This is a genomic window from Candidatus Propionivibrio aalborgensis (assembly GCF_900089945.1).
GTDB lineage: Bacteria > Pseudomonadota > Gammaproteobacteria > Burkholderiales > Rhodocyclaceae > Propionivibrio > Propionivibrio aalborgensis.
On the sequence record NZ_FLQY01000366.1, the window covers coordinates 1 to 26,820 of the forward strand.

A 26,820-nucleotide genomic window follows, 5' to 3' on the forward strand; every position below is an offset into this window, starting at 1 on the left:
ATAGGCCAGCCGTACCGGATCGAGCGTGTAATCCAGCGCGGCGCCCGGTTCCAATTGCGCAGCCTAAAGCCAGGCATTTTGATGGATCAGTGCGCTGCCTTGCGAAGCATCGGGTGAGGCGATCAGCCGCCATTGCTCTCGCTGCTACCGTCTCAAGCGTCTACCCAATCCATGACCGGTTTCCACTGCGCCATGTCCTTCTCGGTGCGCGATGGCGAAAGATCGAAGATGGTCATGCCGCTGGCTGCCAGTTGCACATAGAGCTGCGTATCCCGCAGAAAGGTGAGAACCGGCACATCGTAGGAGGAGAGGAAGCGCTCAAGCTCGGTTGCTGCTCGCGTCCGCGCATCGACGCGCATGCCGACGACTGCGACGAACGTCTGTGCCTTGCGCACCGCCTTTTCTTCAAGCAGGGTTTCGAGAAAATGGCGTGTTGCCCAAATGTCGAAAAGAGAAGGTTGAACGGGAACGATGACATGCCTGACTTGCTTGAGCATTCGTTCCAGCGCTTTGCCGTGCAGTCCGGCAGCGGAGTCCAATACGACGTGAGTCGTATTCTTGGGTGGCCGTGCCGGCCGGTCTTTTGCAACATCCCAGCTTCGTATCGGAGGCAGGATATCCGGACGGATGGCGAGCCATTCTCGCGACGATTGCTGCCGGTCGGTATCACCCAGCATGACCTGATGGCCACAACGGGCAAAATAGCCGGCCAGGTTGGTGGCCAGTGTCGATTTTCCCGAACCGCCCTTTGGGTTAGCAATCAGAAAGGATTTCACGCCTTGTTTTCGGTCACAGGCTGGGCCTGGAGTTTAAATAGTTTTTCGCGCACGAGGTTGATATGTTCGCGCAGGGTATACAACAGATCGCTGAAGGCAAGCGGGATGTTGCGCGAATAGGCGTCCTCCTCGATACGATCAAGCCGGGCCAGATACTCCGCATGGCGGGAAGAATCGTAGCCTTCACGCAATTCGTTTTCCAAGAACTTGAGATCGCCATAGCACTGGAATATCTTGGAGCGTACCCGCCAGTTGTAGATTGAGGGCGCGATCTTGAGCAAGGGGAACAGCAGGACGATGATCGGCAGCGCCAGCACAAACAGGCGTTCGACCAGCACCGCAATCCAGAAGGGCAGGTAGCGCTGCAGGAAAGGAGGCCCGGATTTGTAGTAGCGTTCGGCTTCGTCCGAAAGAACGAAGCTCTGATCCTTGTAAGCGGGAAATTCACCGGCGGGCTGAAAAAAGCCGCTTTTGCCGTTCACCTCGGTCATCGCCTGGAGCAGGAGGTTGACGAGAGCCGGGTGAAGATCATTTCGCACGATCACGTTCGCGGTTGTGGCCAGAAGTACCGTGTCTCTTGGTGGCGTATCGCGTACCAGGTCAACCACGCCACGCGGCAAAACTATTTTTGAGAGGAAACCGAAACGCCTCGTGTAGGCATCGGCCTGAACGAAGCTCATCACCCGAATTCCCGGTGAACGCAGCAGAACCTGCACCACAGGCGCTTCCTGTGCGGAGATGATGAAAGACGCATCGATTTCGCCCTGCTGCAGGGCTTCGGCCGCATTGAGTCCTGCCACGGGTACGAGTTTCTTGCTGTGTATTGAGATCTCGTTGGCTTCGAGCAGTTGCAGAGCCAGCCCGCGGATACCGCTTCCGTCTTCACCTACGGCGATGCGCTGGCCGTCGAGATGGTCCAGTTTGTCGATCCGGCGCTTGTTGCGATAGAAGACCCACAGCGGCTCGTAGGACACGCTGCCCAGCGAGCGCAGATCGCTTTCATCATCGTCTTCGAGTTTCTCCGTTATTCCCCCTTGTACAAATGCAACGTCGGCCTCTCCATCCTTCAAACGCTTCAGGTTCTGCGCCGAACCGTCCGAAGTCCGGACCTCCAGCGTGACGCCGTTTGCCGCAAGAAGTGCAGCGTAGCGCTTGGCATAGGCATAGTAAGCACCCGCCTCGCCTCCAGTCGAGATGGTCATGTGTCGTGGAGGCGCCGGCTTGACAAACTGATAGGCGACAACGAAACCTATGGCCGTGATCAGGGTGATCGGCCAGGCTGTCGCCAGCAGGTCGCGAATTGAAACGATCTTGGCGCGAAGTTTGTGCATCAAGGCAGAAGTATCGTCGAGCCGGTTGTTTTGCGTGATTCAAGGTCGCGATGCGCGTTGGCGGCATCGGCCAACGCGTAGGTCTGGTTGACCTCGATTTTGACCTTGCCCGAGCTGACGACTGCAAAGAGTTCGGCTCCCAGCGCAAGCAGTTCATCGCGCTTGGCGATGTAGTGCATCAGGGTCGGCCGGGTAATGAACAGCGAGCCCTTTTGTGACAGCAACAGCGGGTCAAACGGCGATACCGGGCCGGAGGCATTGCCAAAACTGACCATCATGCCGCGAACGCGCAGACTGTCGAGCGAGCCCATGAAGGTATCCTTGCCGACACCGTCATAGACGACGGCGACGCCTTCGCCAGCGGTGATTTCACGTACGCGTTTGGCCACGTCTTCGCGGGTGTAGAAGATGATGTGATCGCAGCCATGTCGACTCGCCAGCTCGGCCTTGGCCTCGTTGGAGACGGTGCCGATGACCGTCGCCCCAAGTGCCTTGGCCCACTGGCAGGCGATCAGCCCAACCCCGCCAGCCGTCGCGTGGATCAGAACGGCATCGCCGGGCTGAACCGGGTAGGTACGGCGCAGCAGATAGGCGCTGGTCAGTCCCTGCAACATCATCGCGGCGCCGGTACGGAAATCAATCTCATCCGGCAGTTTCAGCAGCCGATCCGCCGGCAGGCAACGTACTTGGCAATAGGCGCCCACCGGTCCGCCGGCGTACGCTACCCGGTCACCGGGTTTGAGATCGGCGACGTTTGCCCCGACCGCTTCCACGACCCCAGACCCCTCCATGCCCAATCCGGCAGGCATGGGGAGAGGATAAAGACCGCTGCGATGATACGTGTCGATATAGTTCAGGCCGACTGCCGTATGGCGGATGCGCGCCTCGCCGGGTGCCGGGTCGCCAACGGCGACTTCCTCCCAACGCATGACTTCGGGACCACCGGGCTGATGAATTCGAATGGCGAAGGGCATGATGTTCTCCTGAGTAGACGTTGTGTCGTTAGGTCATGAGCTTGGTGTCGGTTCATTCGGCCGAAGCATGGGCTGAATGAAGACAGGTTCTAGCCTAGCCGGTGCGGGCGGTTCGGGCAAGGCGGAAATGGTGCCAAACTCATGCCGGCTTGGAGCAGAGTTGAACCGAGCGAAACGATTCGTGGAGGCGTCTGCCAACCTCCGGGAAATACGCTTGCGCGGTCTCAGGCCGGAGCCAGTTTGGCATACTCCAGCGCCAGCCATTTCATGCCGTGAGCGCCGAAATTGACTTGCACGCGCGCCTCCGTCCCACGCCCCTCCGCCGAAACAATTACACCCAGACCGAACTTGGCGTGCTGCACGTTTTGCCCGATGCGCAGGCCGTTCGCCGAGGTTTGCCCGGACGCTGGCGACACAGCTGCACGTGCGGGTGCTGTCGCCGCGTTGTTGCTGTAGGCCGGCGCTCGATTGATCTTGTGCAACAAGGCCTCGGGCAACTCTTCCAGAAAAAACGAGGGCAGGCTGTAGCGGGTCTGGCCATGCAGCATGCGGGTTTGCGCGTACGAGAGGTAGAGCCGCTTGCGTGCACGAGTGACGGCAACGTACATCAGCCGCCGCTCTTCCTCCAGACCGTCACGTTCCTGCGCCGCATTTTCGTGCGGGAACAGCCCATGCTCCAGACCGGTGATGAACACTGCGTCGAATTCCAGCCCCTTGGCGGCATGTACGGTCATCAACTGCACCGCTTCCTGTCCTTCGCCGGCCTGATGCTCACCGGCTTCGAGCGAGGCATGGGCGAGAAAGGAAGCCAGCGGATCGGCCTCCTGAGCAGCCAGGGTGTCGGACTCTTCGTGCAGGAAGTTGGTCGCAGCGTTGATCAGTTCGTCGAGGTTCTCAAGACGCTCGCGGCCTTCTTTCTCTGCCAGGTAATGCTGTCGCAGGCCGCTTCTCTCGATCAGGTGGTCGATGATTTCCGGCAGCGGCAGGGCCCGGGTTTCCTCGCGTAGCGTTTCGATGAGCCGGATGAAGTTGCCGACCGCCGTGCCCGCCTTGCCACTCAGACTGGCCGCGGCGTTGTACAGGCTGGAGTTGGCGCGGTGCGCCGCTTCCTGCAGGGCTTCGATGCTGCGGCTGCCAATGCCTCGCGTCGGAAAATTGACCACGCGGGTAAAGGCCGTGTCGTCGTCCGGATTGCCGATCAGGCGCAGATAGGCCAGTGCATGCTTGATTTCCTGGCGATCAAAGAAGCGCAACCCACCATAAACGCGATACGGGACCCCGGCTGTAAACAGCTGATGCTCGAGGACGCGTGACTGGGCATTGGAACGATACAACAACGCGATCTGGTTGCGCGTATAGCCGTCAAGTGTCAGTTCGCGCGCTTCATCGACGACAAAGCGTGCCTCGTCGATGTCCGAAAAGCCCTCAAATACCCGGATCGGCTCGCCGGCACCGGCGTCGGTCCATAGATTCTTGCCGAGGCGGCCCCGATTATTCTTGATCAGTGCATTGGCCGCGTCGAGGATATTGCCCTGCGAGCGGTAGTTCTGTTCGAGGCGGATCACATTTTCGACCTTGAATTCCCGCTCCAGGTCGCGCATGTTGCCGACTTCGGCGCCGCGAAAAGCGTAAATCGACTGGTCGTCATCACCGACGGCAAAAACGCAGGCGCCGTTGGGGCGAGAAACTGGCGCGTTGTGCCCAGACAGCAGCTTCAGCCAGGCATATTGCAGGCGGTTGGTGTCCTGAAACTCATCGACGAGAATATGTCGGAAGCGCTCCTGATAGTGGTGACGCAAGGGCTCGTTGCGCTGCAGCATTTCGTAGGAGCGCAACAGCAGTTCGGCAAAGTCGACCACCCCTTCGCGCTGGCACTGCGAATCGTATTCGGCATAAAGCTCAACGCGGCGCCGGGTGTAGTCATCATAAGCCTCAGCCTGCGCGGCGCGTATGCCTTGCTCCTTGTGTGCATTGATAAAACCCGCCAGTTCTCGCGGAGGGAACTTGACATCATCCACATTGAAGTTCTTCAACAGGCGCTTGATAGCCGAGAGCTGATCGGCCGAGTCGAGAATCTGGAACAGCGCAGGCAAACCGGCATCACGGTGATGTGCTCGCAACAACCTGTTGCACAGCCCGTGAAAAGTGCCGATCCACATGCCGCGTATATTGATCGGCAGCATCGCGGCCAGGCGCGCCAGCATTTCCTTCGCCGCCTTGTTGGTGAAAGTCACGGCGAGAATACTGTGCGGCCCGGTCTGTCCGGTTGATATAAGCCAGGCAATACGCGTGGTGAGCACACGCGTTTTCCCGCTTCCGGCTCCGGCCAGAATGAGCGCATGCTGGGGTGGCAGGGTTACCGCGGCAAGTTGCGGTGGATTGAGATTGGCGAGGATGTCGGGCATCAAACAGGGTTTTCGGGGAAAGCCGTATGATTATAGCGGTCGCAACAGCAACTGAATGTTGCACATGCGCAAAGCAGCGGAATGAAATAGGAACCAAACCGACAAATAGTTCACGTTGACTGCGCAGAGTTGGATTATAATGTTGTTGCACTGCATCAATTGAAGACCCACAAGGTCGCGGTTCGATCAATATTCCTCAGTGCCTGGTTACCGCCAGAACACAAGGAGAAACACAGCATGAAAGCACCAAAAATACTACCGTGGATAGCCCGCAAGAATGGTATCAGCGAGCAGCTGGCGCTAAGTCTATGGCGCCGAGCCGCCGGGGAAACCGAAGAGCTGACGGGTGATTGCGACAGTTCGGACTACTACTTTCTGGCCGTCGGTCGTTTTCTTGATCTTGCCGAAGAAGAACGCGAGAAGTGTGCAGAGCGCGCTCCGGTGGGTGCCTTGTCGCTGGTCCCGCGCATCGGTTGGTTGTTGCGTCATCAAAACCGGATGCTGCAACTGAATTTGTTCGCAGCAAAGAAATCCTATATTTTTTGGCTGGCCAACTGGCGCGCTCTAGTCTTCGGACAGAAGCCAGCGGTCTACAAACTCTGAAATCATTGCTTGGTAACGACGGGAGCGCTCAGCTCAAGCAACAGTTTGAGTTTTTCGGCGAGCGCTTCGGCTTCCGGTTCACCAGCTAGCTGATTGACACGAACCGAGTAACGGTAACCACCTCCCTGCTTAGGACGCGGTTTGATGTGAGCGGCGTACCCTGCGGCACGGGTGCGGTCGAAGAGAGCCAGAGCGTCGTCCTTGCCATCGAAAATCGCCAGTTCAACCACCCACCGTCCGCCGCGCCGCGTGTAGCCGCTACCCGGTTGAACCTCGGTTTTTGCCGCCCACTTGATGACCTGTTCCTCATCGACCCTGCCTACCGGATTGGGCGCCTCTCCCTTGGGTACGGTGTAGAAACTAAGCGCTTCGCTCAGTTCGCGCACCTCATCATCCTGCGGATGTGAAACGGTAATCCGTCCTTCGAGCAGGCAGACGAGGTCGCGCTCGGCATCCGCACTGCCCCAAACATCGGTGCCGCGAATGCCTGCGGTGATGGTCGCAATGCGTACGTTGACGGAGCGTTGCTGGTGCCGCTTGGAGAATAGGCCGGTCGTAAAACGGAAGGCTCCCTTGGCAACATCCAGCACGGCAGCAAACACCCGGTTCTCGCGCCAGCCGAGAGCATTCAAATCGAGTTGAGTGTTCTCGCCCAGCTTGACGGCACTCCCTTCGGCGAGCTGGATGAGCGCGCGTGCATCGGCGCCGGTCACCAGGCGATCATGGTCGCGCAGTGCCGTTCCAGGTTCAAGCGGTTGCCGGACTCCATTTCGCTCGACCCAGGCGGGCATCTGCACGCTATCAACGAGAGCATAGGCGCGGTTAGCTTGCGAGGCAGCGGCAACCGAGAACGTGCTGACCAACAAAAAGCCGGCAATCAGGAAACGCGTTGAGTGTTTCATCGTGGAACCAGCTTTCACAGGTTGGAGATAACGAATAGTCTGATTCTATCAGGCTGACACAACGGGTGGATACGAGCTAACATCACTGTTCTGAAAGCGTTTTTCTTGTGTCTAGAGATAGAGTCATTGACCTGATGTACGAATACGAGTAAAGTTTTTTCCCTTCCACCAACCGTCTTTTTGGATATCTCATCATGAATGCACCGCAGGTAAAATCGGGAGTTGCCACTGGCGATGATTTGCAAGCCCTCTTTGCGCTGGCAAAACAAAAGAGTTTCGCCATGCCGGCCGTCAATGTTATCAACACGAGCACAGTGAACGCCGTCATGGAAATCGCTGCCGAAGTCAAATCTCCGGCCATTATCCAGCTCTCCAATGGTGGCGCCCAGTTCTACGCTGGCAAGGCCCTGAAAAACGAGGCGCAACGCGCCTGTATCGCTGGTGCCGTTTCCGCAGCACACCACGTGCACGCCCTGGCGGGAATGTATGGCGCCACAGTCGTGCTGCATACCGACCACGCTGCCAAGAAACTGCTGCCCTGGATCGACGGACTGCTTGACGCTGGCGAAGCTTACTTCAAGGCCAACGGCAAGCCGCTGTTCAGCTCACACATGCTCGATCTGTCGGAAGAGCCACTGGAAGAGAATATTGAAATCTGCTCGCGTTATCTCCAGCGCATGAGCAAGATGGGCATGACACTGGAAATTGAGCTCGGCGTCACTGGCGGCGAAGAAGACGGTGTCGACAACAGCGATGTCGATAGCTCCAAGCTCTACACCCAGCCAGAAGATGTGGCCTACGCCTACGAGCAACTGTCCAAGGTCAGCAACCGCTTTACCGTCGCCGCGTCCTTCGGCAACGTGCATGGCGTCTACAAACCGGGCAACGTCAAACTGCAGCCGGTCATTCTGAAGAACTCGCAAGCCTTCATCGAGAAGAAATACGGCACCAAGGCGCAACCGATCGACTTCGTCTTTCACGGTGGTTCGGGATCGAGCCTTGAGGAAATACGCGAAGCCATTTCCTACGGCGTCATCAAGATGAACATTGACACTGATACGCAATGGGCCTTCTGGGAAGGCATCAAGAACTACTACAAGAAGAACGAAGGCTATCTCCAAGGTCAGATTGGCAACCCGGATGGCGAGGACAAGCCGAACAAGAAGTACTACGACCCGCGCGTTTTCCTGCGTGCTGGCGAGGATTCCTTCAAGGCGCGTCTAAAGCAGGCTTTCTCCGATCTCAATAACATCGGTACGCTGGCCTGATCAACAGACCGCACGAAATAAACGCCGACTCATTCGTGAGTCGGCGTTTTTTTGGCTGTAATGATTGTTGCCTGAAATCCAGCGTCTTGTCATCATCACAGCGGTCGATTGATCTGCACTCCCACATATCCGCGCCGACCCCGCTTGAGAAGCTTTTGAAGCTGTCGCTCGGCCTCACGCCAAGTAGAAATGCCCGCCCCCGGAAACGCGTTGCATGCGGCCCAGCGCCCTTCCGGAGTGCGTATCGCCGCTACCGTTCGACCACCATCGACAGTTGCCACGACGCAGCCCGATTCGTCGCTACGCCACGACGCAGCCACCAGATCCATCGCTTCTTCGCGTGGTACGCAAAGCGCGACAAGCGCATCAATCGGCGAGTCGCACTCGAAACACACGATCGCCGGGAAGAAGCAGTGCTCGCCGGGTTCTTCACTTGAATTCATAGGCGGAACGTTTAACACGCGTTGGCATGCTTGTAAAACGATAGCGCGACAAGGCACAATCCCCGTTTGCAGGAGTTTTTCAATGTCGTTTGATGTTGTCATCGTCGGCGGTGGTCTGGCTGGACTTTCGCTGGCCTGTGCCTTGCGCGATACGCGCCTCCGGATCGCCCTCGTGGAAGGACGTATGCCGACTCCCGTCGCAGGATGGGATGCGCGTGTCTATGCCATCACTCCGGCAAACGCCGATTTTCTGCAGCAGATCGGTGTGTGGAAGCATCTGGATGCCGAGCGTATTTCCCCCATTTACGCCATGGAAATCCACGGTGACGGTGGTGCGCAACTGGACTTTTCCGCCTATGAATCGGGCATGTCTGAACTCGGCTGGATCCTTGAATCGTCGCTGATGGCCGTCGAGTTGTGGGAAAACGTCAAGCGGCAAAGCAACCTTGGCCTGTTTTGCCCTGCCGTGCCGAGCGCCATTGAAATGAGCGAGAAAGCGGTCGTGCTGACGCTGACGGATGGCCAAAAACTGGCGACAAAATTGTTGATTGGCGCCGATGGTCGCGACTCGTGGGTTCGCGAGACGGCCGGCCTGAAGTCCATCGACACACCGTACGGCGAAATGGGGATGGTGGCCAACTTCGAATGTGAACGTCCTCATCGTGGCATTGCCCGTCAGTGGTTCCGTGACGATGGCGTCCTCGCCTGGCTCCCACTCGCTGGAAATCGCATCTCGATGGTCTGGTCGACGCCTGATGCGGACGCCGCCGAGTTGATGGCCGAGCCGGAAGAAGTGCTGTGTTTCCGCGTTGCAAACGCAGGTGCGAACATATTGGGGAAACTGAAGCAGATCTCGCAGGCGGCCGCGTTCCCGCTGCGCCTGATGCGCGTGCCAAGCACCGTTGCGCCAAGGCTGGCACTGATCGGCGACGCCGCACACGGCATTCACCCGTTGTCCGGTCATGGGATCAATCTTGGCTTTCAGGATGCCAGGGTGCTGGCCGGTTTGCTGACTGCCAACCCCGAATGGCTGGACATCGGCAGTGAACGCCTTTTGCGTCGCTACCAGCGTGCCCGACGTGAAGAAACCGTTCTGATGCAGTACACAACTCATACATTGCGTCGACTATTTCGTGAGAGACTTCCGGGACTGAAACCCTTGCGCAACGTGGGAATGAATGTGACCAACGCCGTGCCGGTCTTGAAGAACATGCTCGTTCGTTACGCAGTCGGCGCCTTTTAACTACTCACGTGCTTAAACGGAGAAATAACCATGTTGAATAAAATCCTTGCGCTCGCTCTGGCGGCCACTGTCAGTCTGACAGCAGTTGCTGATGAGGCCAGCGTAAAGAAAGCTGTCGAAGCCAAGCTGGGCAGCAAAGTCACGAGCGTCAGCAAGAGCCCGTATCTCGGACTCTACGAGGTTTATACCGAAGGACAGATTCTCTATACCGACGAGAAGCTGACGGCCATCATTGCCGGAACGCTGATCGACGGCGCGACGATGAAGAACATAACCGCCGAGCGTTTGCAAAAGCTCACTGCAATCAAGTTTTCGGAGCTGCCGCTTGAGCTCGCGTTCAAGCGGGTGCATGGCGATGGAAAACGCGTACTCGCAACGTTCGAGGATCCGAACTGCGGCTACTGCAAGAAGCTGGCGAGAGATACGGTCAAACTGGACAACGTAACCATCTACACGTTCCTTTATCCGATCCTTTCGCCTGATTCACTCGAGAAGTCAAAGCAGATCTGGTGTGCCACCGACAAGGTCAAGGTCTGGGATGACTGGATGCTTGATGGCAAGGCGCCATCAGGTAAGAGTGACTGCGACACAAGTGCTGTTCAAAAGACGGTTGAACTTGGTCGCAAGCTGAACATTTCCGGTACTCCGACAATCTTTTTTGCCAATGGCGATCGCGTTCCAGGAGCACTACCCCTGGCGCAGATCGAAAAGAAGCTGGATCAAATTCCGAGCAGCAAATAAACTCGTTGATGCAACAACGGCAAGGGGCGCCTCGCGCGCCCCTTGCCGTTTCTATTGGTCCCACTCTTCCGCTGATCTATTTCTGCTCATTCTCCAGCGCTTTGGTCGTGATCTCCAGATACAAATTCAACATGCGTGCCGCCAGATCCTGATACTCGGGATGGCGCGCCAGCAGCGGCTTGAGTTTGTTGTTGTCGGCAAAGACATGCTCCAGGAATTCGATATCCATGTCATCAAGCATACCGCCCTGGTCAACCTTGGCTTTCAGGTCCAGGGCACGCGGCAGTCGTTGTTCTTCCAGACGCTCTACAATGGCCGCAATCACTCCGGCATCCTGCGACTCGCTATTCATCATTTGCTCCTTAAACGTATGTTTGCCAGTACAGTTTAATTCAGATCGTCGTTCTTGTAGTACTTGGTTCCCTTGCCGGTCATTTCCAGCGCCAGACCCTTGTCGGTCATCTGATACATCCAGACGCCGGGCATCACCGAAACCGCGCCCTGATACGAACCTCCGGAACTTCCATCGGTTGCCGCCGCCGTCGCCTGCCCGCCGAATTCCCAGCCGGAGTTGACGAATTCGTTGAATGCCGACTCGGTTTCAAAGATAAACACTACGCTGAATTTCTTGATGCCGAAACCCAGGCCGGCCTGAACCTCAAGCATCTTCATGAACACTTCTTTCTTGGTGACATTGTTCACCGCGACACCCGAGCCGCCACCGCCGCCGGCCAAAAACAGCTTCATGCCAAAGTTCCTGAAGGTCGCGTAGCCCACCGCCGCTTTAACAGCAGCGCGCGCCGACGGCTTGGCCCGGTACAGTTGGTTCAGAACGCTCTGGCTGGTCTTGCGCACTTCCGCCTGCTGCTGCGCCTTGCTGGCGGCCGCCATGGCCGGAATGCTCCCCATCAGCGCAAGACAGAGAACGAACACCGCATTTCTTAACACAGTACTAGACATGACTTACTCTCCGTTATGGCGTTCCGAGGAACAAATAGACACTCGACGCTCCGGTGTCATTGTAACCGTATCCAAGATAAACCGGCCCGAGCGGCGTTTCTCCGCCCAGATAAATGGCTGCAGATCTTGTCCAGCCCTTGATCTGCGTTTCTGTATAGGGTGTCCCCACCTTGCCGGCTTCAAGCGAGATTCCGGCACGCAGATCGCCGCGCAAGCCCATCGGAAAGCGCCCGATGATCTTCTCGAAACGGAGGTTGCCGTTAGTGATGTCATCGCCATTCAGCTCGTTCCTGGCGAACCCCGACATATTGAGGAAGCCACCCAGCGTTCCGGCATCGTAGGTGGGCAATTTCCCGCGCAGTGAGCCCTGGTATCTGACCCCGGAATTGATGACGTAATCGCCAATGGAATAAGCACCCTGCAATTCCGCAAGAAGCCTGCTGTAGCCTTTCTCCGATACGTCGAAATAGCCAAGCCTCGAACTCCAGCCGGACGACGGAAAATAGAGCTGGTTCTTCTGGTCGAAATCAAGTGTCAGGAATCCGCCGCCGTAGGACTCATTCGAACTTGAAGGGAAAAACGCCGACGGAACCCCTGTCTCCAGCTTGGCTTCCTGCCAGGTTCTTCGGTAGCCGGCGCGCACCTGGCCGAGCAGGCCGACATTCATGCCGGCGGAAACCGAGGCAACACCTGCCGTTCGCCAGTACTGGGCCAGTTTTTCGTTGTTCTGATAGACGTTGAACGATCGCCCACTGTAATTCAGGTTCGTTTCCACAAAGTAGCGCTGTGCAGGATCAATCGGCTGGTAATAATTCAGCCCGATGCTGGGCGCGTTGCCGATGTCCGCGCCAACAAGGAGCTCTGCGCCGAGACTGTTGATCCAGGTTTTGTCGTAAGCCGCTCGCAGCGTGTAGGAAGAGTCTTCCTTGAAGTCGCTGTCAAGATTGATACCAAAGCGCAGATAATCCGGTCCCCAGCTCTTCTCGACCGGCAGCACGCGCAGGATGTTGCGATCGCGAGTCGTCAGCATTTCATAGTCGACGGTCTCGTACCAGCCGTCGCCATAGGCACGCAGCATGTCTTTGTCGAGTTCACCTTCCTTAACGCTTTCACCAGGCAGGGCGCCACGTAGATGCCGCTCGACCGCGGCAGGATTGACCCGCTTCAAACCGGCTATCTGAACTTCATCGATGACCGGAGGCGCCGTTCTGGCATAGGCGATCTTGTTCACCCACGTCGCGTATTCCGATTCGCTCACCGACAGAGGTTTGAGCCGCTCGGCCAGCGCTTCGGCCGCCAACTTCCCGCGATCCGCCGTTTCCGAACTCTTCTTGAAGTCGCCCGCCGTAATCCCTTCGAGATCGGGCTTGATGTAGATGTCGGTCGGCTTGAGCGTCGCCAGCGATTGTCTGACGTTCTGTTCGGTCAGAATGTTGACCATTTGCACAGTGACGCTTAGCAACGACCCCACATCTTCCGCCTTCATCAGCGGCGAACCGACATTAACCGCGATGACGATATCGGCCTGGCAGCGGCTGCGCACTTCGTCGATCGGCACGTTGTCCACCAACCCACCATCGACCAGCTTGTGCCCATTGTAATCGACCGGTGCCAGCAGACCGGGCACCGACATGCTGGCGCGCATGGCGCGGGTCAGGCTGCCATCGCGAAAGACCACCTTGTCGCCATTGCCGATGTCGGTGGCAATGATCGACAGGGGCAAGGGGAGCAATTCGATCTTCCGTTCGCCCTGATCGGAATGCACCAGCCGGTTAAAGAACAGCTTTATTTTTTCTCCGGCAACAACCCCTCCCTGATACGAAAGCCCCTTGCTGGTGACACCGGTTTCCGAGGCCGGAATGAATTTCTTGGCGAGCACCTTGTTGCGGTAATTGATTTCTGAATACGCCGGGTAGTCCTGAAACATATCGTCCCAATCGGCCTTGGCCAGCGCCGAACGCATTTCGGCCGGAGACAAGCCGGCGGCAAAGGCCCCTGAAACCAGACCGCCCATGCTGGTTCCAGCCACGCAATCGACCGGCACACGCAGTTGTTCCAGTACTTCGAGCACGCCGATATGCGCCGCACCACGCGCGCCGCCCCCGCCGAGAACCAGGCCGATGCGCGGGCGCGTTGCCTCGGCAGCATGGGTCAGCGAAGCCGCGACGAACAGGCCGGCAAGTACAAGACTTTGAACAACCGAACGTATATTCATGACAGACCATTTTCAGGAAATTGACGGTGGATGAAGCTATATGAGTTGCCGGGCGATTGACCGGGCGGCATACAGTCCCGCGGCATCATAACAGTTAAGTATCGACTGAAAAAATCGTGTTTCTCAGAGGCTCCGCTATTGATATCGAACACGTAAATCCGGGTAAAGGCGAATGCTTTAGGCGCCCAACTGTGGCGCGTGCGGTATAATTTAAGGACTGACAATAATAATTCAATGTTATACTGATTTCATATTTTTGCTCCAAACGATGAACCTGGACTGGAGGAAATCAAGATGACCAAAACCTCGAGCAAGAAAACGAGTGACGTCTCCGCCAAGCAGACGCCGAATGCGCTGCAATCGTTGATGTCGAGCGGAGGAGTCGGCAACTCCCTGTTGGCCGGGGGGGCGTTCGGTGAGTACATGACCGATGCCATGCAGCGCACCATTCTGTTCTGGGATGTGCTGCGCCAGCGTAGCGATCAATACTATGCGCAGAAGGAAAAGGCGGTACCTCACGTCCTGAGCTTCGATGCCGAACTGGTGCTGGACGCCCGCACTTTTGAACGGCCGGTCAATTACCTGCTGGTGCGGATCAAGCCACCGCAAGGGGTCGTGATCGACCTGAAGAAGCGCCCGTTCGTAGTGGTCGACCCGCGTGCCGGTCATGGGCCGGGAATCGGTGGCTTCAAGGCAGACAGCGAACTCGGTATGGCCATGCGTGCCGGCCACCCCGCCTACTTCGTCGGCTTTACCCCCGACCCGATGCCCGGCCAGACCATCGAAGACATCATGCGCGCGGAAGCGGTGTTTCTGGAAAAGGTCATTGAACTTCACCCTGACGCCGAGGGTAAGCCCTGCGTCATCGGCAACTGCCAGGCCGGCTGGGCAGTGATGATGGTGGCCGCCCTCAGGCCGGAACTGTTCGGGCCGATCATCATTCCCGGCTCGCCACTGTCCTATTGGGCCGGGGTCGAAGGCCAGAACCCGATGCGCTACACCGGTGGCCTGGCCGGCGGCAGCTGGATTACGGCACTGACCAGCGACCTGGGCAACGGCAAGTTCAACGGCGGTTACCTGGTCGAGAATTTCGAGAATCAGAATCCCTCCAATACCCTGTGGGCCAAGAATTACGATTTGTGGTCGAAGGTGGACAGCGAAGGAGATCGTTTCCTCGAATTCGAGAAATGGTGGGGCGGCCACGTCAATCTCAATGCCGAGGAAATGCAATGGATCGTCGATGAACTGTTCGTCGGAAACCGCCTCGCCACTGCCGAGATCTCCACCAGCGACGGCGAACGCATCGATCTGCGCAACATCCGCTCGCCGATCCTCTGTTTCTGCTCCAAGGGCGACAACATCACCCCGCCGCAACAGGCACTGGGCTGGATCGTCGATCTCTATGGCAAGGATGACGACATCCGTGCGTGCGGCCAGACCATCGTATATGCCGTCCATGACAGCATCGGCCATCTCGGCATCTTTGTCGGCGGTGGGATAGCCCGGAAGGAGCATCAGGAGTTCGCGACCAATATCGATCTGATCGATGTGCTGCCGCCCGGTCTTTACGAAGCAGTGATGACGCCGAAGAGTGCCGACGCAGCGAATCCGGAGCTGATCGCCGGGGACTGGATCGTGCGTTTCGAACAACGTACTTTGGACGACGTTCGCGCCATCGTCCAGCCCAGTCCCGAAAACGAACGCCGCTTCGCCGCTGCGCGGCGCGTGTCCGAAATCAACCTCGGCTTGTATCGCACCCTGTTCCAGCCTTTCGTCAAAGCGGTCGTAAACGAACAAACGTCCGAATGGCTGCGTAAGTTCAACTCCGCTGAATTGCCCTACCAGCTTTTTTCGGACCGCAATCCGCTGATGCAACAGATTGCCCGTCTGGCCGAGCAGGTGCGCGGGCAGCGCCAGCCGGTTTCGCCCGACAATCCCCTCGTGCAGTGGCAAGCCATATTCTCGGATCGAATCGTTGCCGCGCTTGACGGCTATCGTGATCTGCGTGACAGCAGCATGGAGCAGATCTTTCTGGCGATCTACAGCTCGCCGTTGCTGCAAGCGCTGGTCGGAGTGAAGCCCACCGACGAGGAGCCGCGCCAGCGACCGGGGAATGAACCGGAACGCATCGCGTTCATCGAGAAGCGCATCGGCGAGCTTAAAGCACGGATCGCCGAAGGTGGCGTTCGCGAAGCCGCAATTCGCAGCCTGGTTTATATCGGCATGGCCGGGGCAGGGGTGGATGAGCGCGCGTTCAACGAATTGCGCCGGATTCGCGCCGAACACGGCGGCGTGACACTGGACGAGTTCAAGAAGACCCTGCGCGAACAGTTCTTCAGCTTGCTGCTCGACCGTGACGGTGCGCTGGCCGCGATTCCGCGGATGCTGCCCGCCGACGACGCCGCCCGGGAGGAAGCGCTCGGCAAAGTCCGTCGAGCCGTGTCGGCAACCGGTGAAGTCACCGGCGAACGGGCAAAACGGCTGGCGCAGATTGAAGAACTCTTCGCCACCGCCGAACCGGTCAAAGCAGCCCCCAAGGCCAAAGCAGCCCCCAAGGCCAAAGCAGCCCCCAAGGCCAAGGCAATCGGCCGGGCTAAACCGGTCACGGTGGCCGCCCCAGCCAAAGCAGTCAAAGCGGCTATACCAGTCGAGCGGGCGAAAGAGGATTCGGGCAAGCCCGCCAGATCGACACCGACACAGAGGAGAAAGTGATGGAACGCACGCACGAGAAATACGACCGCCTGATCGACCGCTGCAAGGAACTGGAGCCGATACCCACCGCCGTTGCTCACCCGTGCGACGAAAGCTCGCTCAGGGGCGCGGTGGAGGCCGCAGAAATGGGCATTCTGCTGCCTATCCTGGTCGGTCCGCGCGACAAGATCGAAGCGGTCGCCGCCCAGTTCAAGCTCGACATCTCCCCTTATCAACTGGTGGACGAGCCGCACAGCCATGCCGCCGCCGCGATGGCGGTCCAACTGGCGCGCGAGGGCAAAGCCGAGATGCTGATGAAGGGCAGCCTGCACACCGACGAGCTGATGGGCGCCGTGGTGCGCAGCGCAACCGGCCTGCGTACCGAACGCCGCATCAGCCACGCATTCATCATGGATGTGCCGATGCTGGATCGGGTGATCATCGTTACCGACGCGGCGATCAATATCTTTCCGACGCTGATCGACAAGATGCATATCATCCAGAACGCCATCGACATGGCCACGGCTCTAGGCTTCCCGAACCCGAAAGTCGCCATCCTGTCGGCGATGGAGACGGTCAACCCCGACGTGCCCTCGACGGTGGAAGCCGCTGCCCTGTGCAAAATGGCCGACCGCAAGCAGATCACCGGCGGCATTCTGGACGGACCTCTGGCGCTGGACAACGCGATCAATCTTACGGCGGCGCAGATCAAGAAGATCGATTCGCCGGTGGCGGGCATGGCTGACATCCTGGTTGCGCCCGACCTTGAAGCCGGCAACATGCTCGCCAAGAGCCTGAGCTTCATGGCCAACGCCGACAGTGCAGGCATCGTGCTCGGTGCACGGGTGCCGATCATTCTCACCAGCCGAGCCGACTCCGTGACGACCCGATTGGCTTCCTGCGCGATAGCCGCCTTGGTCGCTCAGGCGCGGCGGGAAAACGCCAGCAAGGTGGTGGCTTCATGAGCGATGCGATTCTGGTTCTCAACGCCGGTTCTTCGAGCATCAAGTTCTCGCTGTTCCTGGAACGCGGAAATGCACTGGAGTTGTTCCTCGGCGGGCAACTCGAAGGCCTCTATACGGCGCCGAAGTTCAAGGCCAAGAACGCGGACGGAGGCATCATCGGCGAAAAACAGTGGGCGCCGGACGAGGCGCTTGGTCACGATGGTGGGCTTGCCCACCTGTCCGATTTCCTGCGTCAGCAGCTTGGTGACCATCAGCTGGCCGCCGTCGGTCACCGCGTGGTACATGGCGGCGTCGACTACGCCGCGCCGGTGCGCCTGACGGCCGAAATCGTCAACGACCTGGAGAAGTTCATCCCACTGGCACCCTTGCACCAGCCGCACAACCTGACGCCAATCCGCCTGTTGCTGGCCAACCGCCCGGAGCTGCCTCAGGTCGCCTGCTTCGACACCGCCTTCCATCATGCGCAGCCAGCGGTGGCACAGGCCTTCGCCCTGCCGCCAGAGATCACCGAACGCGGTGTGCGGCGCTACGGTTTCCACGGCCTCTCGTACGAGTACATCGCATCCGTGCTGGCAGAGTACGACCCGCGCGCCGCACAGGGGCGCACCGTGGTCCTGCATCTGGGTAATGGTGCCAGCATGTGCGCCGTGAAGGCGGGCAAGAGCATGGCCAGCACCATGGGGTTCACCGCCATGGACGGTCTGCCGATGGGTACGCGCTGCGGCAACCTGGATCCGGGCGTCGTGCTTTACCTGATGGACGAGCTCAAGATGGATACCCGTGCCATCGAGAAACTGCTCTACCAGAAGTCCGGCCTGCTCGGTGTTTCGGGGCTTTCCAGCGACATGCGCACCCTGTTGGATTCAACCGAGCCACAGGCGAAATTCGCCGTTGAATTGTTCGTTTACCGCATCGCTCGCGAACTGGGCTCGCTCGCTGCCGCCATCGGCGGACTCGACGCCCTGGTGTTTACCGCCGGCATCGGCGAGCACGCCGCGCCGATCCGGGAGCGGGTTTGTCAGGCTGCCGCCTGGCTTGGCGTGGAACTCGACTCTGTCGCCAACGCTGCCGGTGGCCCGTGCATCAGCACGGCAGGCAGCCGGACTCAAGCCTGGGTGATTCCGACCAACGAAGAATTGATGATCGCACGACACACCCATCGCATCCTCAAACTCACCTGATCAGGAAAGGCAACATCATGACCGTTGAAATCCCCCGTCCCCCGCTCAAGGGCAAGAAAGCACTGGTCGTCGGCATCGCCAACGAAAACTCCATCGCTTACGGTTGCGCCAAGGCGTTTCGCGAACTGGAAGCCGATGTCGCCATCACCTACCTCAACGAGAAATCGAAACAGTACGTCGAACCGCTGGCCAAGGCACTGGATGCGCCGATCATCATGCCGCTCAATGTGAGCAAGCCCGGCGAGCTCGAAGCGGTGTTCGATGCAATCACAAAGCAATGGGGCAAGCTCGATATTCTGGTGCACTCCATCGCCTTCGCGCCCATGCAGGATCTGCAAGGGGGATTGCTCAACTGTTCGGCGGAGGGCTTCGCCCAGGCGATGGATATTTCGTGCCATTCGTTCATCCGCATGGCCAAGCTGGCGGCGCCGCTGATGACCGAGGGCGGTTCGATGTTTGCCATGAGCTACCACGGCGCCACCGAGGTCGCACCGAACTACAACGTGATGGGCCCGGTGAAGGCTGCGCTGGAGTCCGCTTGTCGTTACCTTGCCTACGAGCTGGGACCGCAGGGCGTCCGGGTGCACGCCATTTCGCCGGGGCCGCTGAAGACAAGAGCCGCATCCGGTCTGAAAGACTTCGACCTGCTGCTCAACGAGGCGGCGCAGCGCGCGCCGCTCGGGGAGCTGGTGGACATCATGGACATAGGCTTTACCTGCGCTTTCCTTGCCACGCCTTACGCCAGGCGCTTGACCGGCAATACGGTCTATGTCGATGGCGGGGTGAACATCATGGCGTGACCGGCACAAGCGGTGTCGGGCAGCGAGGATTGATGCGGTGACTGAACGTGTTCTTCAATGGGGAGCGCAGTGATGGGTATTCTCGACTGGTTCAAGAACCGACCAGGTCAGTTCGACCCCGATCGGGTGTCCGACGAAATGATTCAAGGAGCCGTAGAGAAAGCCATCGCACTGACCAATCCGCGGCTCAAACTGCTGCCCGACTGCTACAAGCGCCTGACTCCGGCTGTCGAGACGACGATTGAATTCCTGTGCGCGCAGGTCGCGGCATTGCCCGCCGCTCATCCTCTTTCGGCGAAGGCATGGTCTTCCGATCCGGCTCTGCGCGCGTTCTTCGTCGCACCGACCGATATCCAGAGCGTGCTCGGCCGTTCGGAAAATCTGCGCACCCTGTTCGACAAATTCCCGGAACTCGACGAGGCGTTGGTGATCCTCGGCATGGCGATCAACAAACAACGGGTCTTCGGTATGGCGCTGCACGGCGACATGGTGCAGCGCGACGTGGCACAAACGAGCGTGAGCTTCTCGGATCACCGGGCGCGGCTCTGCGGTCGCGATGAGGCGCGTTTACGTCGAATCGTTGGCGTCGAGGTTTTCGAGCATCTGGTGGCCCAGGCGCTGTCGGAGATTGGTGAGGAGCGTGTCGAGCGGCAGGAGCTGCAAGCCAGCCGATCCCTGATCCGGACACGTTTGCGCTTGCTCCAGAAACACGGACCGGGCCTGGGATCGATGTTTGGTGCGGATCCGGCGGCGCCAGGCGAGCAGACCCAACTGGAGGCGTCGCTGCTGGAGAACGAGCGGCAACTGCACGCGATAGGGGGCGGCGAGTCGGTACTGGAGGCGGAACTCGAATGCTTGAAGGAGGTACTCGGCAAGCCGGAAAGCTATCTGCGCTTCGAGCCGACGCGCTTGCGACTCAGTCCGATGAACGTGATGCTCGAGGAAACCAGCACCGCTACGGCTGCCGACGTCGAATTCGTCATTGTGGAACTAAGTGGCGCAACGCCACAGCGTCGAGCAATAACTCTGGAACGTGTCGCGCGCACGGAACTGCCACCCCCACAGAAGCTGAATTTTGATCATGCGGCACGTTACCTCTGAAGCATCGACACGGGGTCGGTTGCCACAACTTTGTGAATTTGCGGTCAAAAGCCCACCCCCGAACGGGCCGGCACGGTTCAACGCGATATACTGTCGCCGGAATGCCGTCTGGCCATACTGGAGCGCCATCGAACAGGCGCGTCCTTCTCACATGCTAACAACGAGCGAAACATCCATAGCGGGAGCTGTCATGAAGCAGAGCGAATTACATCATCATGGTGCAGGTGCACTTCGTAAAACAGCTACCGGCCTTGCCTGTCTGGCCCTGATCTTTTCCGCGGCGTGCGACAAGACTGAAAAAGCGCCACCCGCGCCGCCCGCCGTACAAGTCATGACGGTCATTCAGAAAGATGTGCCGATCTACGAGGAATGGATCGGGTCGCTGGATGGCGAAGTCAATGCCGTCATCCGCCCGCAGGTAACCGGCTACCTGATCAAACAACACTACCGCGAAGGCGACCTGGTCAAGAAGGGGCAATTGCTCTTTGAGATCGACCCGCGCACTTTCGAAGCCGCCGTCGACCAGGCCAAGGGATTGCGCGGCCAGCAAGGCGCACTCTACCAGAACGCCAAGGCCAATCTGGCGCGGGTCAAGCCGCTGGCGGCCAAGAACGCCCTCAGCCAGAAGGATCTGGACGACAGCACCGGTGCGGAACTGTCGGCCAAGGCCTCGCTCGATGCCGCTGAAGCGTCGCTGCAGACCGCCAAACTGAACCTCAGCTTTACCCGGATCACATCGCCGATCGACGGCATTGCCGGCATCGCCAAGGCCCAGATCGGCGACCTGCTCAGCCCGAGTATGCCGGCCGAACTGACGACCGTGTCCACCGTCGATCCGATCAAGGTCTATATAAATATCAGCGAGCGCGAATATCTTGCCCTTGCCAGGGCACTCCAGGCCGAAGGCGAACGACACGAACGCGTCCCCCTCGAACTGATTCTGGTAGACGGCTCGGTCTATACGCACAAGGGGCAGTTCTCGTTCCTCGACCGGCAGGTCGACCCGACGACCGGCACCTTCAAGGGCGCCGCTCTGTTCCCGAATCCCGACAAACTGCTCCGCCCAGGCCAGTACGGCCGCATCAGGGCGACGATGAAAATCGAGAAGGGAGCATTGCTGGTGCCGCAGCGAGCGGTTACCGAAATTCAGGGCAAGTACCTGCTGGCGGTTGTCGGCACCGATAACAAGGTCGCCATCCGTCCGGTGACCGTTGGTGCGCGCATCGGTTCGGACTGGATCATCGCCAGCGGCCTGCAGCCTGGCGAGAAGGTGATTGCCGAAGGCACCCAGAAGGTCAAGGACGGGAGTACGGTCAATCCGCAGCCGTTCGAGCCGGCTGCCGCCATGCCAGAAAAATCCGGGGAAAAACCGGCGGCGTCTGCGCCCGAAAGCAAGGGGTAAGCGGCCATGGCCAAGTTCTTCATCAATCGGCCGATCGTCGCCATGGTCCTTTCGATCCTGATGACGCTGATCGGCCTGGTCGCGATGGCCGGGCTGCCAATCGCGCAGTTCCCGAATATCGTGCCGCCCGAAATCAAGGTTAACGCCACATACACCGGCGCCGACGCGCTGACCGTCGAACAGGCGGTATCGACCCCGATCGAACAGCAGATGTCCGGCGTCGACAACATGAACTACATGTATTCGATCAACGCCAACAACGGCCAGTCGACGCTGACGGTCAACTTCGACATCGCCACCGACGTCAACACCGACCAGATTCTGACCCAGATGCGGTCAAACCAGGCCGACTCGCAATTGCCGGCCGACGTGCGCAACTTCGGCGTCACGGTACAGAAGTCGACCGCTTCGCCGCTGGTGATGTTCGCCCTCTACTCGCCGAACAACACTTACGACGGCGTCTTCCTCTCCAACTACGCGTACATCAACATCAACGACCAGATGACTCGCGTCAAGGGCATCGCCAGCGTCACCGTCTTCGGCGCCGGCCAATACGCGATGCGCCTGTGGGTCAAGCCCGACCAGCTCGCCAAGCTGAACATCACCATTCCCGAAATCATCAACGCGGTCAACGCGCAGAACACCGTCAATCCGGCCGGAACGGTCGGCGCCGAGCCTGCCCCGCCGGGGCAGGAATTTACCTACGCGGTACGTGCGCAGGGGCGGCTGGAGAATGCAGAGCAGTTTGGCAACGTCGTCCTGCGCGCCAATCCGGACGGATCGATCGTTCGCGTTCGCGACGTCGCGCGCATCGAACTCGGCGCCCAGACCTACAACATGGAAGGCCGGCTCAACGGCAAGGCGGCGACGCTGATCGCCCTCTACCAGATGCCGGGCGCCAATGCCCTTGAGGCCGCCGACGGCGCCAAGGCGCTGATGGCAACCATCAAGAAGAGCTTCCCGCCCGACCTCGACTACGTCGTCGCCCTCGACACCACGCTGTCGGTAACCGAAGGCATCACGGCCATCCAGCACACACTTTTCGAAGCCATCGTCCTGGTGATCATCGTTGTCTTTGCCTTCCTGCAAGGCTGGCGTGCGACGCTGATCCCGCTGCTCGCCGTGCCGGTCTCGCTGGTCGGCACCTTCATGCTCTTCCCAGTTTTCGGTTTTTCGATCAACACGCTGTCGCTGTTCGGTCTGGTACTGGCCATTGGTCTGGTTGTGGACGACGCGATCGTCGTTGTCGAAGCCGTCGAGCACCACATCGAGCACGGCTTGTCGCCCAAGGAGGCGACGATGAAGGCGATGGAGGAAGTCACCGGGCCGGTGATCGCCATCGCGGTCATCCTGTCGGCGGTGTTCGTACCGACAGCGATGATTCCCGGCATCACCGGCCAGCTCTACCAGCAGTTTGCCGTCACCATTGCGCTGTCGGTGATCATTTCGGCGTTCAACGCGCTGACGCTGAGTCCGGCGCTCTGTGCCCTCCTGCTCAAGCCGAAGGTCAGGGGAACAGGGCCGATGCAGAAGTTCTACGACTGGTTCAACAAGGGCTTCAACCGGCTGACCGGCGGCTATGTCGGAACCTGCCGGGTGGCCATCCGCAAGAGTGCGGTCAGCCTCTTCTTCCTGCTCGGCATCGCCGTCGCTGCCGGCTTCCTCGGCAAGATGACCCCTGTCGGCTTCCTTCCCGATGAGGACCAGGGCTTCGTATACGCCGGCATCCAGCTTCCCGACGCGGCTTCGCTGCAGCGCACCCGGGAGGTCGCCAAGCAGGCCGAAGAGCTGATCATGAAGGTCCCGGGCGTCGAGTACACGACGACGGTCGTCGGCTACAACATGCTCAGCCAGGTGCAGAACACCTACAGCGCGTTCTTCTTCATTACCCTGAAAGACTGGGCGGCGCGCAAGGCGCCAGAGGAGCAGTACGAGGCGATCAAGGCCGCGCTCAACAAGCAGCTCGGTAGCGTTCCCGCCGCCATCGGCTTCTCCTTCCCGCCGCCAGCGATCCCCGGCGTCGGCACCTCGGGCGGCGCCACGTTCATCCTTCAGGACCGCGCCGGCAAGGACATCGCGTTCCTTGCCGAGAACACCACCAAGTTCGTCGACGCAGCCAGAAAACGTCCTGAATTGGCGGGCGTGTCGACCACCTTCCGGCCGACCGTCCCGCAACTGTTCGTCGACGTCGACCGCGACAAGGTACTCAAGCAGGGGGTCAATATAGACGACGTGTACAAGACACTGCAAAGCTTCCTGGGTAGCGGCTTCATCAATTACTTCAACCGCTTCGGACGCCAGTGGCAGGTCTATCTGCAGGCCGAAGGCGATTACCGCACCAATATCGACGGTATCGGGCAGTTCTATGTGCGCAACAAGGACGGACAAGCGGTGCCGTTGTCAGCGCTGACTTCGGTGCGCAACATCGCCGGCCCGGAGTTCACGATGCGCTATAACCTCTACCGCAGCGCCCAGGTCAACGCCTCGGCAGCACCCGGCTACAGTTCCGATCAGGTCATGAAGGCGCTCGAGGAGGTGTTTGCCGAGACGATGCCCGGCGAAATGGGCTATGACTACATGGGCATGTCATACCAGGAGAAGCGGGCGCAGCAGGGCGTGTCACCGATGGTCATCTTTGGCTTCTCGCTGCTCTGCGTGTTCCTGATCCTGGCGGCGCAATACGAGAGCTGGTCGCTACCGTTTTCTGTCCTGCTCGGCACGCCGATTGCCGTTGCCGGCGCCTTCGCGGCGCTTCTGCTGCGCGGCCAGGAGAACAACATCTACGCGCAGATCGGCCTTGTGATGCTGATCGGCCTCGCCGCCAAGAACGCCATCCTGATCGTCGAGTTTGCCAAGATGGAGTATGAGAAGGGCGAGCTGTCGCTGGCCGATGCGACGCTCAAGGGTGCGCAGCTCCGACTACGGCCGATCCTGATGACCTCCTTCGCCTTCATCTTCGGTCTGATCCCGCTGGCCCTGTCCACCGGTGCCGGTGCGATTTCACGGCAGGTGATGGGCGGCGCCGTGATCGGCGGCATGCTGGCGGCGACCTGTTTGGCCATCTTCATCGTCCCGGTGTGTTTCTACGTTGTCGAAAAGTTAGCGCACAAAGGCCATACGGGCCCCTATCAGCACCCTGACGACGATGGCGGCGGCCATGGCCATGCAGTCGTAGCCGAGCCCCCGGCGCAGATCGCCGGAAAGGAGGGTGAGAGCCATGCGTAAGTCTTTGACCGCTCCCCTGCTGGCGCTGCTAGTCAGCGGTTGCATGATCGGGCCGGATTATGTGCGCCCGCCGGCTGACGCCCCGGCGGCTTGGCGCCTGAGCGAAGTTCGGGCCGAACAACTGGCCAATTCCGACTGGTGGGAACAGTTCAACGATCCGGTACTCAACGATCTGGTGACCACCGCCTTGCGCGAAAACAAGGACATCATGATCGCCAGCGCGCGCATTGAGGAATACGAAGGCCGCTATGGTGTGACGCGCTCACAGCTCTTCCCGCAGGTCGGTGCGGGTTACAACGCAGCACGGCAGAAGAACGTGCTGCCTGGCGCGACCAACGCCACAACCTACAACACCTACGAGGCGCTGCTCGGCGCCAGTTGGGAGATTGACCTGTGGGGCAAGATCCGTCGCCAGAGCGAGGCGGCACGTGCGCAGATCGCAGCGACTGAAGAGGCCAAACAGGGCGTCATTCTGTCACTGGTTGCCAGCGTCGCCGGCGGGTATATCAACCTGCGCGACCTTGATCGCCAGCTTGAGATCGCCCGGGATACGGCCAGATCACGCGGAGAGTCCTACAAGATTTTTCAGGATCGTTACGACGGTGGCGTCATCTCGATCCTCGAACTGAGCCAGAACAAGTCGCAATACGAGGAAGCGCTGGCCAGCATTCCGCCGATTGAATTCGCCATTGCCCAGCAGGAAAACGCGCTCAGCGTCCTGCTGGGTCGCAATCCCGGCCCCATAACTCGTGGCAGAACAATTGACGAGCTGGTTCCGCCGGTTATCCCGGAAGGCTTGCCTTCCGACCTGCTCGAACGTCGCCCCGACATTCTCGCAGCCGAGCAGGAGCTGATTGCCGCCAACGCGGAAATCGGCGTGGCCAAGGCCGCCTACTTCCCCTCGATCTCGCTCACCGGTATCTTGGGTTTCGCCAGCGGTAGTCTTTCTAATCTCTTTAGCAGCGGGTCGAAGGTCTGGCAATACGCGGGTGCCGTCGGCATGCCGATCTTCACGGCAGGCGGACTCGCCGGGCAACTCCTGGTTTCCGAAGCGCAGCAGCAACAGGCTCTGCTCCGCTACCAACAGGCCATCCAGAACGCCTTCCGCGAGGTTGATGATGCGCTGGTCGCTCAAGACAGAGCACGAGTCCAGCTAGCCGCGCAACGGCAGCAGGTCGCCTCGCTTGAGCAATATGCAGGCACTGCCCGTCTGCGCTACGACAATGGCTACACCAGCTACCTGGAGGTAGTTGACTCCGAACGCAGCCTGTTCAATGCGCAACTGGCTTATACCAAGACGCAGCAAACCCAGTTGCAGTCGATGATCATTCTCTACAAGGCCATGGGTGGCGGCTGGATGACGAAACCAGAGGTGGCAGCAGAAGCCAAACCCGAAGCAGTATCCGAGGCCGAGGCCGGCGCCGAAGAGAAGAAATAGGCCTTCGCCCGTCGGTTGCGGCTAGAGCTGGAAGCCCAACCAAAGGAGCATGCCCTCGGCCAGCTCACGCACGACCCCCGGACGGTGCGCAACATAGGGAACGGATTCCAGACGTCGCACTTCGATCCACTGCGAAAAGTCGTGAACGGCCTTGTG

General features: G+C 59.4%; 21 protein-coding genes. 12 read left to right on the forward strand and 9 right to left on the reverse strand.

Features of this window, described 5'->3' with window-relative positions:
- Positions 1-152: 152 nt before the first annotated feature.
- The 4 genes from PROAA_RS15945 to PROAA_RS15960 form a co-directional block, all read right to left on the reverse strand.
- Positions 153-776, reverse strand: a complete 624-nt coding sequence (locus tag PROAA_RS15945; protein ID WP_186412295.1) for a ParA family protein — start codon at positions 774-776, stop codon at positions 153-155.
- Complete coding sequence (locus tag PROAA_RS15950) at positions 773-2,107, reverse strand: TAXI family TRAP transporter solute-binding subunit (protein ID WP_186412296.1); 1,335 nt, start codon at positions 2,105-2,107, stop codon at positions 773-775. Before PROAA_RS15950 ends, PROAA_RS15945 begins: the two co-directional genes overlap by 4 nt.
- Positions 2,107-3,081 carry a quinone oxidoreductase family protein gene (locus PROAA_RS15955; RefSeq protein ID WP_186412297.1) on the reverse strand — a complete coding sequence of 325 codons (975 nt, stop codon included), beginning with the start codon at positions 3,079-3,081 and terminating at the stop codon, positions 2,107-2,109. The genes PROAA_RS15950 and PROAA_RS15955 overlap by 1 nt, the downstream gene beginning before the upstream one ends.
- Before the next feature lie 224 nt (positions 3,082-3,305).
- Entirely contained in the window at positions 3,306-5,486 is a 2,181-nt protein-coding gene (locus PROAA_RS15960) for a UvrD-helicase domain-containing protein (protein ID WP_186412298.1), read from the reverse strand.
- A gap of 237 nt (positions 5,487-5,723) precedes the next feature.
- Here PROAA_RS15960 and PROAA_RS15965 point away from each other — a divergent pair, with 237 nt between their 5' ends.
- Complete coding sequence (locus PROAA_RS15965; RefSeq protein WP_186412315.1) at positions 5,724-6,089, forward strand: hypothetical protein; 366 nt, start codon at positions 5,724-5,726, stop codon at positions 6,087-6,089.
- A gap of 2 nt (positions 6,090-6,091) precedes the next feature.
- Here the strand turns inward: PROAA_RS15965 and PROAA_RS15970 are convergent, their stop codons facing one another.
- Positions 6,092-6,991 (reverse strand): FecR domain-containing protein, encoded by a 900-nt coding sequence (locus PROAA_RS15970; protein ID WP_186412299.1) that lies wholly within the window; start codon positions 6,989-6,991, stop codon positions 6,092-6,094.
- Between the two features lie 194 nt (positions 6,992-7,185).
- Here PROAA_RS15970 and fbaA point away from each other — a divergent pair, with 194 nt between their 5' ends.
- Positions 7,186-8,259, forward strand: a complete 1,074-nt coding sequence (fbaA, locus tag PROAA_RS15975; protein ID WP_186412300.1) for a class II fructose-bisphosphate aldolase — start codon at positions 7,186-7,188, stop codon at positions 8,257-8,259.
- 95 nt (positions 8,260-8,354) lie between these two features.
- Here the strand turns inward: fbaA and PROAA_RS15980 are convergent, their stop codons facing one another.
- Complete coding sequence (locus tag PROAA_RS15980) at positions 8,355-8,702, reverse strand: hypothetical protein (RefSeq protein WP_186412301.1); 348 nt, start codon at positions 8,700-8,702, stop codon at positions 8,355-8,357.
- Between the two features lie 82 nt (positions 8,703-8,784).
- Here PROAA_RS15980 and PROAA_RS15985 point away from each other — a divergent pair, with 82 nt between their 5' ends.
- Positions 8,785-9,945, forward strand: a complete 1,161-nt coding sequence (locus PROAA_RS15985) for a UbiH/UbiF family hydroxylase (RefSeq protein ID WP_186412302.1) — start codon at positions 8,785-8,787, stop codon at positions 9,943-9,945.
- 30 nt (positions 9,946-9,975) lie between these two features.
- Positions 9,976-10,686 carry a DsbC family protein gene (locus tag PROAA_RS15990; RefSeq protein WP_186412303.1) on the forward strand — a complete coding sequence of 237 codons (711 nt, stop codon included), beginning with the start codon at positions 9,976-9,978 and terminating at the stop codon, positions 10,684-10,686.
- Between the two features lie 76 nt (positions 10,687-10,762).
- Here the strand turns inward: PROAA_RS15990 and PROAA_RS15995 are convergent, their stop codons facing one another.
- Genes PROAA_RS15995 through PROAA_RS16005 form a run of 3 tightly spaced genes read right to left on the reverse strand, consistent with a single transcriptional unit; the run spans position 10,763 to position 13,861 of the window.
- Positions 10,763-11,038: a hypothetical protein gene (locus PROAA_RS15995; RefSeq protein ID WP_186412304.1), complete on the reverse strand. Its 276-nt coding sequence runs from the start codon at positions 11,036-11,038 to the stop codon at positions 10,763-10,765.
- 35 nt (positions 11,039-11,073) lie between these two features.
- The gene (locus PROAA_RS16000) at positions 11,074-11,646 is read right to left on the reverse strand and encodes a lipid-binding SYLF domain-containing protein (RefSeq protein WP_186412305.1); all 573 of its coding nucleotides are present in this window, start codon (positions 11,644-11,646) and stop codon (positions 11,074-11,076) included.
- Positions 11,647-11,659: 13 nt separating this feature from the next.
- The gene (locus tag PROAA_RS16005) at positions 11,660-13,861 is read right to left on the reverse strand and encodes a patatin-like phospholipase family protein (protein ID WP_186412306.1); all 2,202 of its coding nucleotides are present in this window, start codon (positions 13,859-13,861) and stop codon (positions 11,660-11,662) included.
- Between the two features lie 294 nt (positions 13,862-14,155).
- On the opposite strand from PROAA_RS16005, the gene PROAA_RS16010 reads away from it, so the two are divergent.
- The 8 genes from PROAA_RS16010 to PROAA_RS16045 all read left to right on the forward strand — a co-directional run bounded on the left by PROAA_RS16010 (position 14,156) and on the right by PROAA_RS16045 (position 26,664).
- Entirely contained in the window at positions 14,156-16,573 is a 2,418-nt protein-coding gene (locus PROAA_RS16010; RefSeq protein ID WP_222102315.1) for a DUF3141 domain-containing protein, read from the forward strand.
- On the forward strand, positions 16,573-17,517 hold the full coding sequence (locus PROAA_RS16015; RefSeq protein ID WP_186412307.1) for a phosphate acetyltransferase: 945 nt from the start codon (positions 16,573-16,575) through the stop codon (positions 17,515-17,517). The genes PROAA_RS16010 and PROAA_RS16015 overlap by 1 nt, the downstream gene beginning before the upstream one ends.
- Positions 17,514-18,698: an acetate/propionate family kinase gene (locus tag PROAA_RS16020; RefSeq protein ID WP_186412308.1), complete on the forward strand. Its 1,185-nt coding sequence runs from the start codon at positions 17,514-17,516 to the stop codon at positions 18,696-18,698. The genes PROAA_RS16015 and PROAA_RS16020 overlap by 4 nt, the downstream gene beginning before the upstream one ends.
- A gap of 17 nt (positions 18,699-18,715) precedes the next feature.
- On the forward strand, positions 18,716-19,498 hold the full coding sequence (fabI, locus tag PROAA_RS16025) for an enoyl-ACP reductase FabI (protein ID WP_186412309.1): 783 nt from the start codon (positions 18,716-18,718) through the stop codon (positions 19,496-19,498).
- 72 nt (positions 19,499-19,570) lie between these two features.
- Complete coding sequence (locus tag PROAA_RS16030; protein ID WP_186412310.1) at positions 19,571-20,599, forward strand: hypothetical protein; 1,029 nt, start codon at positions 19,571-19,573, stop codon at positions 20,597-20,599.
- 190 nt (positions 20,600-20,789) lie between these two features.
- Positions 20,790-22,001 carry an efflux RND transporter periplasmic adaptor subunit gene (locus PROAA_RS16035; protein WP_186412311.1) on the forward strand — a complete coding sequence of 404 codons (1,212 nt, stop codon included), beginning with the start codon at positions 20,790-20,792 and terminating at the stop codon, positions 21,999-22,001.
- Positions 22,002-22,007: 6 nt separating this feature from the next.
- Positions 22,008-25,226 (forward strand): efflux RND transporter permease subunit, encoded by a 3,219-nt coding sequence (locus tag PROAA_RS16040; protein WP_186412312.1) that lies wholly within the window; start codon positions 22,008-22,010, stop codon positions 25,224-25,226.
- Positions 25,219-26,664, forward strand: coding sequence for an efflux transporter outer membrane subunit (locus PROAA_RS16045; protein WP_186412313.1), 1,446 nt, complete (start codon positions 25,219-25,221; stop codon positions 26,662-26,664). Before PROAA_RS16040 ends, PROAA_RS16045 begins: the two co-directional genes overlap by 8 nt.
- Positions 26,665-26,820 lie beyond the last annotated feature (156 nt).